The organism is Pseudomonas jessenii (genome assembly GCF_002236115.1).
Classification (GTDB): Bacteria; Pseudomonadota; Gammaproteobacteria; order Pseudomonadales; family Pseudomonadaceae; genus Aquipseudomonas; species Aquipseudomonas jessenii.
The window spans coordinates 225,105-241,640 of the sequence record NZ_NIWT01000005.1 but is presented as its reverse complement, the minus strand read 5'-3'; the positions used below and the strand labels follow the sequence as shown (position 1 = coordinate 241,640).

The 16,536-nt window shown below is 63.0% G+C and carries 13 protein-coding genes; all 13 read left to right on the top strand.

Features of this window, described 5'->3' with window-relative positions; genetic code table 11:
• Positions 1 to 118: 118 nt before the first annotated feature.
• On the top strand, positions 119 to 523 hold the full coding sequence (gene pilG, locus PSJE_RS17830) for a twitching motility response regulator PilG (RefSeq protein ID WP_090451937.1): 405 nt from the start codon (positions 119 to 121) through the stop codon (positions 521 to 523).
• A gap of 57 nt (positions 524 to 580) precedes the next feature.
• Positions 581 to 946: a twitching motility response regulator PilH gene (pilH, locus tag PSJE_RS17825; protein WP_007897961.1), complete on the top strand. Its 366-nt coding sequence runs from the start codon at positions 581 to 583 to the stop codon at positions 944 to 946.
• A gap of 10 nt (positions 947 to 956) precedes the next feature.
• The gene (locus PSJE_RS17820; RefSeq protein ID WP_090451935.1) at positions 957 to 1,496 is read left to right on the top strand and encodes a chemotaxis protein CheW; all 540 of its coding nucleotides are present in this window, start codon (positions 957 to 959) and stop codon (positions 1,494 to 1,496) included.
• Positions 1,497 to 1,652: 156 nt separating this feature from the next.
• The gene (locus tag PSJE_RS17815; RefSeq protein ID WP_057712927.1) at positions 1,653 to 3,713 is read left to right on the top strand and encodes a methyl-accepting chemotaxis protein; all 2,061 of its coding nucleotides are present in this window, start codon (positions 1,653 to 1,655) and stop codon (positions 3,711 to 3,713) included.
• A 37-nt stretch (positions 3,714 to 3,750) separates the two neighbouring features.
• Positions 3,751 to 9,771, top strand: coding sequence for an Hpt domain-containing protein (locus tag PSJE_RS17810; protein WP_090451933.1), 6,021 nt, complete (start codon positions 3,751 to 3,753; stop codon positions 9,769 to 9,771).
• Positions 9,764 to 10,225, top strand: a complete 462-nt coding sequence (locus PSJE_RS17805) for a chemotaxis protein CheW (protein WP_090451931.1) — start codon at positions 9,764 to 9,766, stop codon at positions 10,223 to 10,225. The genes PSJE_RS17810 and PSJE_RS17805 overlap by 8 nt, the downstream gene beginning before the upstream one ends.
• Before the next feature lie 232 nt (positions 10,226 to 10,457).
• Positions 10,458 to 12,128, top strand: coding sequence for a malonate decarboxylase subunit alpha (mdcA, locus tag PSJE_RS17800; RefSeq protein ID WP_008001151.1), 1,671 nt, complete (start codon positions 10,458 to 10,460; stop codon positions 12,126 to 12,128).
• Complete coding sequence (locus PSJE_RS17795) at positions 12,128 to 13,009, top strand: triphosphoribosyl-dephospho-CoA synthase (RefSeq protein WP_090451929.1); 882 nt, start codon at positions 12,128 to 12,130, stop codon at positions 13,007 to 13,009. Before mdcA ends, PSJE_RS17795 begins: the two co-directional genes overlap by 1 nt.
• On the top strand, positions 13,009 to 13,308 hold the full coding sequence (locus tag PSJE_RS17790) for a malonate decarboxylase subunit delta (protein WP_057712932.1): 300 nt from the start codon (positions 13,009 to 13,011) through the stop codon (positions 13,306 to 13,308). The genes PSJE_RS17795 and PSJE_RS17790 overlap by 1 nt, the downstream gene beginning before the upstream one ends.
• Positions 13,301 to 14,152, top strand: a complete 852-nt coding sequence (locus tag PSJE_RS17785; protein ID WP_090451927.1) for a biotin-independent malonate decarboxylase subunit beta — start codon at positions 13,301 to 13,303, stop codon at positions 14,150 to 14,152. The genes PSJE_RS17790 and PSJE_RS17785 overlap by 8 nt, the downstream gene beginning before the upstream one ends.
• Positions 14,149 to 14,952, top strand: coding sequence for a biotin-independent malonate decarboxylase subunit gamma (gene mdcE, locus PSJE_RS17780; RefSeq protein WP_090451925.1), 804 nt, complete (start codon positions 14,149 to 14,151; stop codon positions 14,950 to 14,952). Before PSJE_RS17785 ends, mdcE begins: the two co-directional genes overlap by 4 nt.
• Entirely contained in the window at positions 14,946 to 15,566 is a 621-nt protein-coding gene (locus PSJE_RS17775; RefSeq protein WP_090451923.1) for a malonate decarboxylase holo-ACP synthase, read from the top strand. The genes mdcE and PSJE_RS17775 overlap by 7 nt, the downstream gene beginning before the upstream one ends.
• Positions 15,563 to 16,474: a malonate decarboxylase subunit epsilon gene (gene mdcH / locus PSJE_RS17770; RefSeq protein ID WP_090451921.1), complete on the top strand. Its 912-nt coding sequence runs from the start codon at positions 15,563 to 15,565 to the stop codon at positions 16,472 to 16,474. The genes PSJE_RS17775 and mdcH overlap by 4 nt, the downstream gene beginning before the upstream one ends.
• Positions 16,475 to 16,536: the final 62 nt, after the last annotated feature.

Genomic DNA, 16,536 nt, shown 5'->3' with positions numbered 1-16,536 from the left:
TTGGAGACTGTGCTAAAAAGGCTGCCATGTCGTGCCGGCCCTTGAACACCAAGGGTTTCGAGCCGCGTTAACCTGCAAACGGACAATTTGTTTCGCAAAGGCGACGGTAGAGCATTTTATGGAACAGCACCCCAGCGCCTTGAAGGTCATGGTGATCGACGATTCGAAGACGATCCGTCGCACCGCCGAAACGCTGCTCAAGAACGTGGGTTGTGAGGTCATCACGGCCATCGACGGTTTTGATGCCCTGGCCAAGATTGTCGACAACCATCCCGGCATCATCTTTGTCGACATCATGATGCCGCGCCTGGATGGTTATCAGACCTGCGCCCTGATCAAGAACAACAGCGCATTCAAGTCCACGCCAGTGATTATGCTGTCGTCCAAGGATGGGCTGTTCGACAAGGCCAAGGGGCGCATCGTCGGCTCCGACCAGTTTTTGACCAAGCCTTTCAGCAAGGAAGAATTGCTTGATGCGATCCAGGCCCATGTTCCTGGCTTCGCCGCCGTTTTGCCGCAGTAGGACACGCACAGTGACGCTCGGCCATCGGGCCAGGCGTCGACAAGAATGGGGAAGACCATGGCACGTATTCTGATCGTCGATGATTCGCCGACCGAAATGTACAAACTGACCGGCATGCTGGAAAAGCACGGTCATGAAGTGTTGAAAGCCGAAAACGGCGCCGACGGCGTGGCCCTGGCCCGCCAGGAAAAGCCCGATGCGGTGCTGATGGACATCGTCATGCCAGGCCTCAATGGCTTCCAGGCCACCCGCCAGTTGACCAAGGACCCGGAAACCGGGCACATCCCGGTGATCATCATCACCACCAAGGATCAGGAAACCGACAAAGTCTGGGGCACGCGCCAGGGCGCCAAGGACTACCTGACCAAGCCGGTCGATGAAGACACCCTGATCAAGACCCTGAACAACGTGCTGGCCGGTTGATCGTCAGACCATGAACGAGTCGCTGACGGCTTTCGAACTGCTGCTGCAGATCGACCAGCGCTGTCGTTTGCTGGCGGCGGACTTGCCGTCCCAGCCGGCCCGGCGGGACAGTTGGAGCGGCATCGGTTTTCGCCTGGGCGAGCACTGGTATGTCGCGCCCATGAGCGAAGTCAGCGAAGTCTTGCATGAACCGCGCTGCACTCAGCTACCGGGGGTCAAACCCTGGGTCAAGGGTGTCGCCAACCTGCGCGGCCGTTTGCTGCCGGTCATGGACTTGTGCGGCTTCTTCGGGCACGAGCTTTCGGCGGTGCGCCGACAGCGGCGGGTATTGGTGGTGGAACATGAAGAGGTGTTCGCCGGGTTGCTGGTCGATGAAGTTTTCGGCCTCCAGCACTTTGCCCAGGACAGCCTGGAGCCGGTGCCGGCAGACGAATTGAAGGGGCCGGTGGCGACGTTCGTCAAAGGCCGGTTTCAGCGTGAGCAGTGCTGGCAGGTGTTCAGCCCGTTTGCGTTGACGCAGTCCCAGGGGTTCATGAGCGTCGCGGTGTAGTTGGAGCAACAGAGAACCTTGTGGGAGCGAGCTTGCTCGCGATGACGGACTTGCAGCCAGCATTAATGTCGACTGACACACCGCTATCGCGAGCAAGCTCGCTCCCACAGGTTCCTCGGCAAGTCTTGGAAGGTGTGGGTTAACAGGCGAGGACCGATGATAAAAGCAAAAGCAGGCAAGCCAATGGAAGGGTCGCGCAGCCGGTCGCAGATTATCGTGCTGTTCATCGCGCTGATCGTCTTCATCATGCTGCTGTTCGCCAACTTCGCGTACCTCAACACCCAGGCTATCTACGACAAACAGTACATCGGCCACGCCGGCGAACTGCGCGTGCTGTCCCAGCGTATCGCCAAGAACGCCACCGAAGCCGCCGCCGGCAAGGCTGCCGCGTTCAAGTTGCTCAGCGATGCGCGCAACGATTTTGCCCGGCGCTGGGGTTTTCTGAAGAAGGGTGACCCGGCCACGGGCCTGCCGCCGGCCCCCGCCACCGTGCGTCCGGAGATGCGCGCGGTGCAACAGGACTGGGAGCGGCTGCTGAAGAACACCGATGCGATTCTCTCCAGCGAGCAAACCGTACTGTCGCTGCATCAGGTCGCCGCGACCCTGGCCGAAACCGTGCCGCAATTGCAGGTCGAGTACGAGAAAGTCGTCGAGACTCTCCTGCAGCGGGGCGCCCCGGCGGCCCAGGTGGCCATGGCTCAGCGCCAATCGCTGCTGGCCGAGCGTATCCTCGGCGCAGTCAACACGGTGTTGGCCGGCGACGAAAATTCACAGCAGGCCGCCGATGCGTTCGGGCGTGACGCAACGCAGTTCGGCAAGGTGCTCAACGGCATGCTCCAGGGCGACCCGGCGCTCAAGGTCAGCCAGGTCGAAGACCGCGACGCCCGTGCGCGACTCGCGGAAATCTCCGAGCTGTTCGAGTTCGTCTCGGGCTCGGTGGACGAGATCCTCGAAACCTCGCCGGAGCTGTTCAAGGTCCGCGAATCGGCCTCGAACATTTTCAGTCTGTCGCAAACCCTGCTCGACGAAGCCTCACACCTGGCCAGCGGTTTTGAAAACATGGTAGGCGGGCGAACCACCGACACCATTGGCGGCTATGTGCTGGGCCTGTTGGCGCTCGCTTCGATCATCCTGATCGGTTTGGTGATGGTGCGCGAAACCAATCGTCAGTTGCGCGAGACCGCCGAGAAAAACGAGCGTAACCAGAACGCGATCATGCGCTTGCTCGACGAGATCGAAGACCTGGCCGACGGCGACCTCACGGTGACGGCCTCGGTGACCGAAGACTTTACCGGCACCATCGCCGACTCGATCAATTACTCCGTCGACCAGTTGCGCGATCTGGTCGCGACCATCAACCTCACCGCCGGCCAGGTGGCCGCCGCCGTGCAGGAAACCCAGGCCACCGCCATGCACCTGGCCCAGGCGTCGGAACACCAGGCCCAGCAGATTTCCGAAGCGTCGATGGCGATCAACGACATGGCCGAGTCCATCGACCAGGTGTCGGCCAACGCGGCGGAATCTTCGGCGGTTGCCGAACGCTCGGTGGAAATCGCCAACAAGGGCAACGAGGTGGTGCACAACACCATCCACGGCATGGACAACATTCGAGAGCAGATTCAGGACACCGCCAAACGCATCAAGCGCCTGGGCGAGTCTTCTCAGGAAATCGGCGACATTGTCAGCCTGATCGATGACATTGCCGATCAGACCAATATCCTGGCCCTCAACGCGGCCATCCAGGCGTCCATGGCCGGTGACGCCGGTCGCGGTTTCGCCGTGGTCGCCGATGAAGTGCAGCGCCTGGCCGAGCGCTCGTCCGCCGCCACCCGGCAGATCGAAACCCTGGTGCGGGCGATCCAGACCGATACCAATGAAGCGGTCATCTCCATGGAACAAACGACGACCGAAGTGGTGCGTGGCGCCCGTCTGGCGCAGGATGCCGGTGTGGCCCTGGAAGAAATCGAAGGCGTCTCCAAGACTCTTGCGGCGTTGATCCAGAGTATTTCCAATGCGGCGCAACAGCAGACGTCGTCGGCCGGTCAGATTTCCCTGACAATGAACGTGATCCAGCAGATCACCTCGCAGACATCGTCGGGTTCCACCGCTACGGCCGACAGCATCGGCAACCTGGCGAAAATGGCCAGTCAGTTGCGTCGTTCAGTGTCCGGTTTCACCTTGCCGGATGCCAAGGCGCAGGTTGTGGACAAAGCTTGAACCGCCCATGGGTATCTGAATTGTGATTGGAGTGGTTATGGGTGATCGGCACGACTATGTGGCCCTCGAGTGGGTCAAGGGCGAGATTGCCGAAACGCTGAAACAGGCTCATCACGCGATTGAAAACCTGCTCGATGACCCGCAGGCGACGCAAGCGCTGGATGCAAGTCTTTCGTGCATCCATCAGGTTCACGGCAGTTTGCAGATGGTCGAGTTCTACGGCGCGGCGTTGCTCGCCGAAGAAATGGAACAACTGGCCATGGCCTTGCAGGGCAACCGTGTCAGCCATCGCGACGAGGCGTTGCACCTGTTGATGCAGGCCCTGGGGCAGTTGCCGATCTACCTGGACCGGGTGCAAGGCGCGCGCCGCGACTTGCCACTGGTGGTGTTGCCACTGATCAACGACCTGCGCAGCGCCCGCGGCGAAAGCCTGCTGTCGGAAACCAGCCTGTTCAGCCCGCAATTGCCCGAGTTGCCAGCGTTGGACGCACAAGCGCTGGCGCAGTTGGAACCGGCCGAATTGCCCGGTGTGCTGCGAAAGCTGCGGCAGATGCTGCAAATGGCGCTGGTCGGATTTTTGCGTGAACAGGACAACGACACCAACCTCGATTACCTGGCCAAGGTATTCACCCGCCTCGAAGCACTGTGCGACAACGCCCCCCTGAGCCCGTTATGGCAGGTGGCATCGGCGCTGGTCGAAGGCATGCAGGGCGGTGCGATCGCCAATAGCCCGGCCTTGCGCAGCCTGTTCAAGGATGCCGACAAGGAACTCAAGCGCCTGCTCGAACAAGGCATGCCTGGCATCAACCAGCCGGCCCCGCCGGAGCTGCTCAAGAGTTTGCTCTTCTATATTGCCAAGGCCGAACATCCCACCGGGCAGATGCTGACCATGAAAGAACGCTACTCACTGGACGACGCGCTGCCCGACAGCGTGATGGTCGATGAAGAACGCGCGCGCCTGGCCGGTCCCGACCGCGACGCCATGCGCTCGGTGCTGGCTGCGCTGTGCGAAGAGCTGGTGCGGGTCAAGGAGCGCCTGGACCTGTTCGTGCGCAGTGACCGCCAGCACACTTCCGACCTCGACAGCCTGCTGGCGCCGCTGCGGCAAATCGCCGACACCCTGGCGGTCCTGGGCTTCGGCCAGCCGCGCAAGGTGATCATCGATCAATTGGCGGTGGTGCTCAGCCTCGCTCAGGGCCAGCGCGAACCCAACGATGCGATCCTCATGGACGTTGCAGGGGCCTTGTTGTACGTCGAAGCGACGCTGGCCGGCATGGTCGGTACCGTGGAGCCGGAGAGCCAGGACGACAACCGCCTGCCCACCACCGACCTGACGCAGATCCATCAGATCGTGATCAAGGAGGCCCGCATCTGTTTGCAGCAGGCCAAGGACATGATTGTCGACTACATCGACGCCGATTGGGACCGCCAGCACTTGCAGGCGTTGCCGGCCTTGCTCACCCAGGTGCGCGGGGCGCTGGCGATGATTCCGTTGAGCCGGGCGGCGAGCCTGGTCGAAACCTGCAACCACTTTATTCGCGAGCACCTGTTGCTCGAGCCGGGTCAACCGGGCTGGCAGGAACTGGACAGCCTGGCCGATGTGATCACCAGCATCGAGTACTATCTCGAACGCCTCGGTGATGACCCGCAAGCGCAGGGCGAAAACCTGCTCGATGTCGCGGAAAAAAGCCTGGCGAACCTCGGTTTTTTCCCCAGTGAGCAGCATGTGCCAGTGCTTGATGATGTGCTCAACCCGACCCAGGCGCAGGTCATGCAGATGATGCAGGAGCTGGAGGATCCACAGGTCGTCCAGACCTTGGCCGATGTGCTCGCCAGTCCGGTTTCGACTCTGAATCCGCCCGCGCTGAACACTCCGGGCAGCCTGCTGCCGCCACCCGCAGGCGAAGAGCCGGTGGACGAAGAACTGCGCGAAGTGTTCCTCGAAGAAACCGACGAAGTCCTGGAAATCCTGCGCGATTACTTGCCGCGCTGGTCCGCCAACCCAGACAACCGCTCGGCCCTGAGTGAGTTGCGCCGTGCCTTCCATACCCTCAAGGGCAGTGGCCGCATGGTGCGCGCCCTGGTGCTGGGCGAGCTGGCCTGGGCCGTGGAAAACCTGCTCAATCGCGTACTGGAGAACAGTGTGGAGCCGGGCGCTACGGTGCAGCAACTGATCGGCGATGTGCTGCATCTGCTGCCGGAGCTGGTGGCTGAATACGCCGCCAATGCCCAGCGTCAGCGCAACGATGTTGATCAGTTGGCCGCCCGCGCCCATGCCCTGGCCAAGGGCGATGAACCGGTGTCCGATGAGGATACGCAAGATGTCGCGGCCCTCGATCCGCTGTTGCTGGAGATCTTTCGCAAAGAGGCCGAAACCCACTTGGGCAGCCTCAATCGCTTCCTTGATCAGGCCGCCGAACATGTGCCGTTGCAGGCCAGCGACGAATTGCAGCGCGCCTTGCACACCCTCAAGGGCAGCGCTTATATGGCCGGTGTGTTGCCGATTGCCGAGCTGGCCGCGCCCCTGGATCAACTGGCCCGGGAATACAAGGCGCACCTGATCGCGCTGGATCTGGATGAAGTCGAATTGCTGCTGGAGGCAGAAGGACTGTTTCGCCTCGGCTTGCGCCAGCTCAAGCGCGATCCGCTGGCGGAAATTCCCGGTGCCCAGGGTTTGACCGAGCGCGCCAGGGCGCAGCTGGCCGAGCGCCTGGCAAACCTCCTGAGCACACCGAACACCGGGCTGCGAATCAAGCGCGACCCGCAACTGATCAACAACTTCCTCGCCCAGGGCATGGACATCCTGCTGGACGCCGAAAGCCTGTTGCAACGTTGGCAGCAACACCCCGGCGAACGTCAGGAGCTCAGCGCGCTGCTGGACGAATTGACCACCCTCGGCGAAGGCGCCCATCTGGCCGACCTGCACCCGGTGGACGAGTTGTGCGAAGCGTTGCTCGACCTGTACGGTGCCGTGGAAGAAAGCAGCCTGGCGGTCAGCGAGCGGTTTTTCCATGAAGCACAGGGTGCCCACGAAGCGCTGATCAACATGCTCGACGAACTGGCTGCCGGTCAGGAAGTCAGCCCGCAGCCGCAACGGATCAGGGCCTTGCGCGAGCTGCTCGACGAGAGCCTTGACCCGTCGGCCATGGGCCTGATCCGCAGCGATGGCAGCCGAAGCCTGAGCATTCGCGAACTGGGTTCTGCCACCAAGGAACTTGAGCGCACGCTACCCCCTGCCCCTGTAGGAGCGAGCTCGCTCGCGATGGACTCAAATGCGCCGCGCTTATCCAATGACAACGCGTCATCGTTAACGCCCATCGCGAGCGAACTCGCTCCTACAGGAGAGGGGCGCGAACTGGACGATGAAATCGTTGCGATCTTCCTTGAAGAAGCGGTGGATATCCTCGAAAGCGCCGGTCAGGCCTTGCAGCGCTGGTTGCGCGATTCGGACAACGCCGCGCCGCTGTCGTCCCTGCAACGGGATTTGCACACCCTCACAGGCGGTGCGCGCATGGCCGGGGTCGGGCCGGTCGGCGATCTGGCCCATGAGCTGGAAAGCCTTTACCAGGGTCTGGTGGACCGTCGTTATGCCTTCAGCGATTCACTGGCGGTGCTGCTCAAACAGAGTCATGAGCGACTGGCGTTGTACCTTGAACAGTTGCAACTCAACCAGCCGCTGGACGATTCCCGTGAGCTGATCGAAGCCATTCGTGCCTACCGTCAAGGGCATGCGGGTGTCGCCGAGGGGACCCGGCAGGCGACCGGCAGCGACGCGGCTGCGCACGATACTGAATTGCTGGAGATCTTTCTCGAGGAAGGTTTCGACATTATCGAAAGCTCCGGGGCGGCGCTTGAGCGCTGGCAGGCCCAGCCTTCGAGTCGTCAGGAAGTGGAAACCCTGCTGCGCGATCTGCACACCCTCAAGGGCGGTGCGCGCATGGTGGAAATCGCCGCGATTGGTGATCTGGCCCATGAACTGGAGTTCCTCTACGAAGGCCTGTCCACCGGCGTGCTGCAACCGACGGAGCCGTTGTTCGCGCTGTTGCAGCGCAGCCATGACCGCCTGGCGCAGATGCTCGATGCGGCCCGCGCCGGTGAGCCGATGCCGCCGGCCGATCGCTTGATCGATGCGATCAAGAACTTCAGCCATCCGGCCGTGCCGGAAACACCCGCGTCGGTTGCGCCGTCGGCCACGCCCAAGCCCGAGCCGCTGGCGCCGCCCTCCGATGCCGGCGCGGACATGGTCAAGGTCTCGGCGGAGCTGCTCGACGATCTGGTCAACCTGGCCGGTGAAACATCGATCTTCCGTGGCCGAATCGAACAACAGGTCAACGATGCGCACATCGCCCTGAATGAGATGGAGACCACTATCGAGCGGATGCGCGACCAGTTGCGCCGCCTCGATACCGAAACCCAGGGGCGGATCCTCAGCCGCCAGCAAGTCGAGGCCGAACGCCTGGGCTACGAGGAATTCGACCCGCTGGAAATGGACCGCCACTCACAGTTGCAGCAACTGTCCCGGGCATTGTTCGAGTCGGCTTCTGACTTGCTCGACCTCAAGGAAACCCTCGAGCGACGCAATCAGGACACGGAAAACCTCCTGCAACAGCAGGGCCGCATCAACACCGAACTGCAGGAAGGCCTGATGCGCACGCGCATGGTGCCGTTCGAACGCATGCTCCCGCGTTTGCAGCGCATCGTCCGGCAGGTGTCCAGCGAACTGGGCAAGGACGTGGATTTCATCGTCGACAACGCCGAAGGCGAGATGGATCGCAACGTTCTCGAACGCATGGCCGCGCCGCTGGAACACATGCTGCGCAACGCCGTCGACCATGGCCTGGAGTCCGTTGAAGTGCGGTTGGCGGCGGGGAAGCCGGCCAAGGGGAAAATCACCCTCGATCTGCTGCGCGAAGGCGGCGACATCATTTTCGACATCCGCGACGACGGCGCCGGTGTACCGCTGGACGCGGTGCGGCGCAAGGCGATCAAGCGCGGCCTGCTCGCCCCGGACAGCATCATCAGTGATCACGACGTGTTGCAGTTCATCCTGCAACCGGGTTTTTCCACCGCCGAAAAAATCACCCAGATCTCCGGGCGCGGCGTCGGCATGGACGTGGTGCATGAAGAGGTGCGACAACTGGGCGGCACCATGAGCATTGACTCGGTGCCCGGGCAGGGCGTGCATTTTCGCATTCGCCTGCCGTTTACCGTATCGGTCAACCGGGCGTTGATGGTGCAGTGCGGTGAGGACCAATACGCGATCCCGCTCAATACCATCGACGGCATCGTTCGCGTTCTGCCCAATGAACTCGAAGGGTATTTCCGCTTCGATTCGCCAATCTACGAATACGCCGGCCAACATTACGAGCTGTGCTATCTGGGGGAGCTGCTGAAAACCAGCCCGCGCCCGAAGCTGTTGGGCCAGAGCCTGCCATTGCCGGTGTTGCTGGTGCAGTGCAACGAACGGCACATCGCGGTGCTGGTGGATGCCATGGCCGGCACTCGCGAAATCGTGGTCAAGAGCCTGGGGCCGCAATTTGCGGCGGTGCAAGGGGTGTCCGGGGCGACGATTCTCGGGGACGGCCGGGTGGTGCTGATTCTGGATTTGCTGGCGCCGATCCGCGCCATGCAGGCCCGTGTGCCCCAGCGTCCGGCGGGGCAAGAGGTCGAGGCCGAACCGCATCGGCCGCTGCTGGTGATGGTGGTCGACGACTCGGTCACCGTGCGCAAGGTCACCAGCCGCTTGCTCGAACGCCACGGTATGAGCGTGCTGACCGCCAAGGACGGAGTCGATGCCATGCTGCTGCTGGAAGAGCACATGCCCGACCTGATGCTGCTGGACATCGAGATGCCGCGCATGGATGGCTTCGAAGTCGCGACCCAGGTGCGCAACGACGAACGCCTGCAACACCTGCCGATCATCATGATCACCTCCCGCACCGGACAGAAACACCGCGACCGCGCCATGGCCATTGGCGTCAACGACTACCTTGGCAAGCCGTACCAGGAATCGGTGCTGCTCGAAAGCATCGCCTTGTGGAGCAAGACCCATGCTTGAGCACCGCACCAGCAACCTCACCGGCCTGCTGCTGCCGTTGGCCGACCGCAACCTGATCCTGCCCAACGTCGCCGTTGCCGAGCTGATCGATTACCAGCAGCCGGGGACGTTCGACCTCGACACGCCGCCGTGGTACCTAGGCCTGGTGACATGGCGTGACCGGCAGATTCCGCTGCTGAGTTTCGAGTCGGCATGCGCGCAGAAAATTGTCATCGGCGAACGCGCGCGGATCGTCATTCTCAACGCCCTGGGCGGGCGCCCCGAGCTGAAATTCATCGCCCTGCTGGTGCAGGGGATTCCGCGCTCCTGCAAGCTCGATAGCCAGTTGAGTTATGTGGATGTGCCGTTGTGTCCGCTGGAGCAGGCAGCGGTACAGGTGGGCGAGCAAGTGGCCAAGGTGCCGGATCTGCTGGCGCTGGAGGCGTTGCTGGTGGATGCCGGGTTGACCATCTGATCGCGGTCTTGCGTTGACTGCACCGGCCTCTTCGCGGGCAAGCCCGCTCCCACAGTTGATCTGTGGTGAACACAAAACCCTGTGGGAGCGGGCTTGCCCGCGAAGAGGCCCGCATGAACGACGCAGATCTCGATCATTAACCTGAGCGTAACGATCCACCACTCTGCTTGATTGATACCCCCAACCAACACTCCTAAGGTGACCCCCACGACAGCGAACCCGTGGAGTGGTCATGACAACAACAATATCCCCCGACTCGCGATGGACGCGGCGGCGCAGCGAAAAGCAGCGGCGCCTCGAGCTGGTGCGAGGTCTTGCCGACGGTGTGGTGTTGCCCACCGACAACATCGTCGCGGCGCTTGAAGCGCTGATTCTGCCCGGCGACCGCGTGGTGCTCGAAGGCAACAACCAGAAGCAGGCGGATTTCCTTTCGCGCTCCCTGGCCAAGGCCGACCCCGCGAAGCTGCATGACCTGCACATGATCATGCCCAGCGTCGGACGCTCCGAGCACCTGGATCTGTTCGAACGGGGCATCGCCCGCAAACTCGACTTCTCTTTCGCCGGCACCCAGAGCCTGCGCATCAGCCAGTTGCTTGAAGACGGCCTGCTGGAAGTCGGCGCGATCCACACCTACATCGAACTTTACGCACGGCTGGTGGTGGACCTGATTCCCAACGTCGTGTTGTCGGCCGGGTTCATGGCCGACCGCGCCGGCAACATCTACACCGGGCCGAGCACCGAAGACACCCCGGCGCTGATCGAGCCGGCGGCCTTCAGCGACGGCATCGTCATCGTCCAGGTCAACCAGTTGGTGGACGACGTCAGCGACCTGCCGCGCGTCGACATCCCCGCGTCCTGGGTCGACTTCGTGGTGGTGGCCGACAAGCCGTTCTATATCGAACCGCTGTTCACCCGCGACCCTCGGCACATCAAGCCTGTGCACGTGCTGATGGCGATGATGGCGATTCGCGGGATCTACGAAAAACACAACGTGCAATCCCTCAACCACGGCATCGGTTTCAACACCGCTGCCATCGAATTGATTCTGCCGACCTACGGCGAATCCCTCGGCCTCAAAGGCAAGATCTGCCGCAACTGGACGCTCAACCCGCACCCGACGCTGATCCCGGCGATTGAAAGTGGTTGGGTCGAAAGCGTGCATTGCTTTGGCACCGAACTGGGGATGGAGAACTACATTGCGGCGCGGCCGGATGTGTTCTTTACCGGGCGCGACGGCTCCCTGCGTTCCAACCGGATGTTCAGCCAGCTGGCCGGGCAATACGCCGTGGACCTGTTCATCGGCGCGACTTTGCAGGTCGATGGCGACGGCCATTCTTCCACCGTCACCCGCGGGCGCCTGGCCGGTTTTGGCGGCGCACCAAACATGGGCCACGACCCACGCGGTCGTCGCCATGGCACGCCGGCCTGGCTCGACATGCGCAATACCGATGTGGCCGAGCCGATGCTCGAACGCGGCAAGAAACTTGTGGTGCAGATGGTCGAGACCTTCCAGGAGGGCGGCAAACCGACCTTCGTCGAAACCCTCGATGCGGTGGATGTGGCGAAGAAAAGCGGCATGCCACTGGCGCCGATCATGGTCTACGGCGACGACGTCACCCACTTGTTGACCGAAGAAGGCATCGCCTACCTGTACAAGGCGCGCTCACTGGAAGAACGCCAGGCGATGATCGCCGCCGTCGCCGGGGTGACCGCCATCGGCCTGCGCCACAACCCCAAAGACACCGCGCGCATGCGCCGCGAAGGCCTGATCGCCTTGCCCGAAGACCTCGGCATCCGCCGCACCGACGCCACCCGCGAACTGCTCGCGGCGAAAAGCGTGGCCGATCTGGTGGAGTGGTCCGGTGGCCTCTACAACCCGCCCGCCAAGTTCAGGAGCTGGTAATGCACGCACTTAACCTGCAACCAAAAAGCCTGAGCCTGAGCCTGGCCGAACGGCTGGCGGACCTGGCAGTGGATGCGTTGATCGACGAGGCTGATCTGTCGCCGAAACCGGCACTGGTCGACCGTCGCGGCAATGGCGCCCACACCGATTTGCACCTGGGGCTGATGCACGCCTCGGCTCTGTCCTTGTGGCCGGCCTTTAAAGAAATGGCGGAAGCCGCCATCGAGTTCGGCGAGATCGGCTTGCCCCTGCGCGAAGCCGTGGGCCGCATTGGTCGCGAAGGTGAGCAAGCCATGCTCGACACCACCGGCGGGGTGAACACCCATCGCGGGGCGATCTGGGCCTTGGGCTTGCTGATCACTGCCGCTGCACTGGAACCTCAATCCTGCAACGCCAATAGCGTGGCGTTACGGGCGGCGCGGCTGGCCCTGCTCGACGACCGTTTTGCGCCACGTCCGCTCAGTCACGGTGCGCAAGTCGCCCAACGCTACGGCGCTCGCGGCGCCCGTGAAGAAGCGCAACTGGGTTTTCCGGCGGTGACCCAACGTGCACTGCCACAACTGCTGCGCAGCCGCGCCGCCGGTCATGGCGAGCAGAACGCCCGGCTCGACGCACTGTTGGCGATCATGACGAGTCTGGCCGACACCTGCGTGCTTTACCGCGCCGGTGAAGAAGGCCTGAACACCATGCAACTGGGCGCCCGGGCGGTGCTCGATGCGGGCGGCAGCGCCAGCCTCGGCGGACGTCGCCGCCTGCATGAGCTGGACCAACAACTCATCGCGTTGAATGCCTCGCCCGGTGGCGCTGCCGACCTGCTCGCAGCCTGCCTGTTCATCGACCGTATCGCGTCTGGCGACGGCCTTATCCAGGGAGTGTTTTGATGGAAACCTTATCCTTTGAATTCCCCGCCGGGCAGCCGCCACGCGGTCGCACCCTGGTGGGTTGTGTCGGCTCTGGCGATCTGGAAGTGTTGATCGAACCGGGTCAGGCCGGCAAGTTGACGATCAATGTGCAGACCTCGGTCAACGGCAGCGAACAACGCTGGCGGCATCTGTTTGCACGGATGTTCGACGGCCAGACGCCCCCGGCCATGGATATCGATATCCACGATTTCGGCGCGACACCCGGTGTGGTGCGCCTGCGTCTGGAGCAAGGCTTCGAGGAGATCGGCCATGACTGACAGCGCATCTTTGCTCAACAAGCACAGCTTCGTCGAACTCGGTGCCCGGCAACGGGCCAAGACCCTGCTCGATGCCGGCACCTTCCGCGAACTGCTCGACCCCTTTCAACGGATCATGTCGCCGTGGCTGTCGCGCCAGGGCGTGGTGCCGCAAGCCGACGATGGCGTGGTGATCGCCAAGGGCAACCTCGATGGTTTGCCGGTGGTGATCGCGGCCATCGAAGGCGCGTTCCAGGGCGGCAGCCTCGGTGAAGTCGGCGGAGCAAAAATTGCCGGCGCGCTGGAACTGGCCGCCGAAGACAACCGCAACGGTATCCCGACCCGCGCCGTGCTGCTGCTGGAAACCGGCGGCGTGCGCTTGCAGGAAGCCAACCTCGGCCTGGCGGCCATTGCCGACATCCACGCGGCGATTGTCGATTTGCAGCAGTACCAACCCGTGGTCGGTGTGGTGGCGGGCAGCGTCGGTTGCTTTGGCGGCATGTCGATTGCCGCCGGGTTGTGCAGCTATTTGTTGGTGACCCAGGAAGCGCGGCTCGGCCTGAACGGCCCGCAGGTGATCGAACAGGAAGCCGGACTCGAGGAGTACGACTCCCGCGACCGGCCCTTCATCTGGAGCCTGACCGGTGGCGAGCAACGCTTCGCCAGTGGTCTGGTGGATCGCTATGTTGCCGACGACGTGGCGCAGATCCGCAAGCAGGTGGGTGAGTTACTCCAGCAAGGATTGCCAACGCAACCGCGTAGCCAACAGGCCGGGTTGTTCCTGCAACGGTTGGCGCGTCTGGATGCCGAACCGCAAATCGAGCCGTCCGTGGTTCGCGATCTGTACCAAGGAGAACGCCCATGAGTTCGTATTCCCTGCGAGGCTTGAACTGGTTCAACGCCTTGAGCGCCGGAACGAAAGCGGTCGAGGGTTTGCCGGCTTCGCTGAAGGTCGCGGACGCCGTGATGGGCGATCAGCCTGTGCGTTTCCTCGCGGTGGTGGCCGACCCGGAAAACCGCTTTGTCCGTGCACGTAACGGCGAAGTGGGTTTGCTCGAAGGCTGGGGCCTGGCCAAGGCTGTGGATGAAGTCATCGCCGCTGATCAAAACAAGGCACGCAAGCGCGCTCTTATCGCCATCGTCGACGTGCCGAGCCAGGCTTACGGTCGACGGGAGGAAGCCCTCGGCATTCATCAGGCGCTGGCCGCTGCGGCGGGCAGTTATGCCCGTGCCCGTCTGGCCGGTCATGCGGTGATCGGTTTGCTGGTGGGCAAGGCGATGTCGGGCGCGTTTCTGGCCCACGGCTATCAGGCCAATCGCTTGATCGCCCTGCGCGATCCGGGAGTGATGGTGCACGCCATGGGCAAGGCGTCGGCCGCGCGGGTGACCTTGCGCAGCGTCGAAGAGCTCGAAGCCTTGGCTGCCAGCGTGCCGCCGATGGCCTATGACATCGACAGCTATGCCAGCCTCGGGTTGCTGTGGGAAACCTTGGTGGTGGAGAAGATCGAGCAGCCGACGGCGGCGGATCTGGCGCGGGTGACCGAGTGCCTGCATCAGGCGATTGACGATGTGGCCGCCGCTGGCCGTGATCTGAGCGGTCGGCTGGGTGCGGCCAATCGGGCGGCGTCGAGCAAGGTTCGTCAATTGCTGAGAGCGCAGTGGTGAGCACGCTACTGGCACACGACCTGCTGTGGGGCATGACCCCGCAGCAGTTGCCGGCGGATGCGCCTGCGTGGGTGATCGAGTCGATCAGTGCCGGCCAGCCGGTGGTAGTCCGTCGCGCCTTGAGCGCGGCGGGGCAGGTGGCCGTGGGCGTGCGCGGGCCGTTGCGCGAACAGCGATTTGCCGCGGTGATGGAAGTCGCCGCCATCACGCGGCGGGTGCAGCCGGAAGAGCTCTGCCATGTTCAAGGCCGGCGCGATTTCCCGGCGCTGCGTGCCTTGGCGCGACTGCGTTCGCACCTCGATGACAGTGGTTGGGTCTGGGGTGTCAGCGGCAGCGCCGGGTTCGAGTTGGCCAGTGGGTTTGCCGCTTTGCACGAGGGCAGCGACCTCGACCTGATCTTGCGTACGCCACGTCCGTTGAGTCGTGTCGACGCCCAGGCGTTGGTGGCCGTTCTTGATACAGCCGTGTGCCGCGTGGACCTGCAACTGCAGGCACCGTCGGGCGCCGTTGCCTTGCGCGAATGGGCCGGTGCTTCGTCGCGAGTCCTGCTGAAAAATGCCATTCAAGCCACCCTGGTGACTGATCCGTGGAATCCACAGGAGCAAGCAGCATGAGCAGCTTGCTGGTGTTCCCCGGCCAGGGTGCACAACAACCCGGAATGCTCGCGCGTTTACCTCGGGAAACGTTGAACGAGGCGAGCGACCTGCTCGGTGAAGATGTGACGCAGCTGGATTCTGCCGAGGCGTTGCAGTCGACGAGGGCGGTTCAGCTTTGCCTGCTGATCGCCGGCGTCGCTGCTTCACGCCAGTTGGGCATGGCCCCCGACTACGTGGCCGGCTTGTCGATCGGCGCTTACCCGGCAGCGGTGGTGGCCGGTGCCTTGGGTTTCAGCGATGCGCTGCATCTGGTCAGCCTGCGGGGTGAGTTGATGCAGCAGGCTTATCCACAGGGCTACGGCATAACCGCGATCATCGGTCTGGATCTGGCCACGGTGGAAGGATTACTGGCCCGGGTGCACAGCGCAGAAATGCCGGTTTATCTGGCCAATATCAACGCCGATAACCAGGTGGTGATTGCCGGTAGTGACGCGGCGATGAAAGCGGTGGCCGGGTTGGCGAAAGGTTGCGGGGCGGGCTTGGCCAAGCGCCTGGCAGTGAGCGTGCCATCCCACTGCCCATTGCTTGAGGCGCCCGCGCAACGGTTGGCCGAAGCCTTCGCCAAGGTGCCGCTGCACACCCCGAAGATGGGCTACCTGAGCGGCAGTCGCGCGCGTCCGATGATCAAGCCTGAAGCCTTGCGTGACGACTTGGCCTTCAACATGTGCCGCATCGTCGATTGGCGCGGCACGGTACAAAGCGCCTACGAGCGCGGCGTACGTCTACAGATCGAACTGCCGCCCGGTGCGGTGCTGACCGGACTGGCGCGCCGGGTGTTCGAGCAGGGCACCGTGATTGCCTTCGACGGTGCACGGCTCGACACCTTGCAGGCGCTGATGCGTGAGGAGGGAAGCCGCCACCCTTAGATCATCTGACTTAAGGCTTCGCACAACAAAAACAACATTCGAAATGCACTTTGAGGACTACA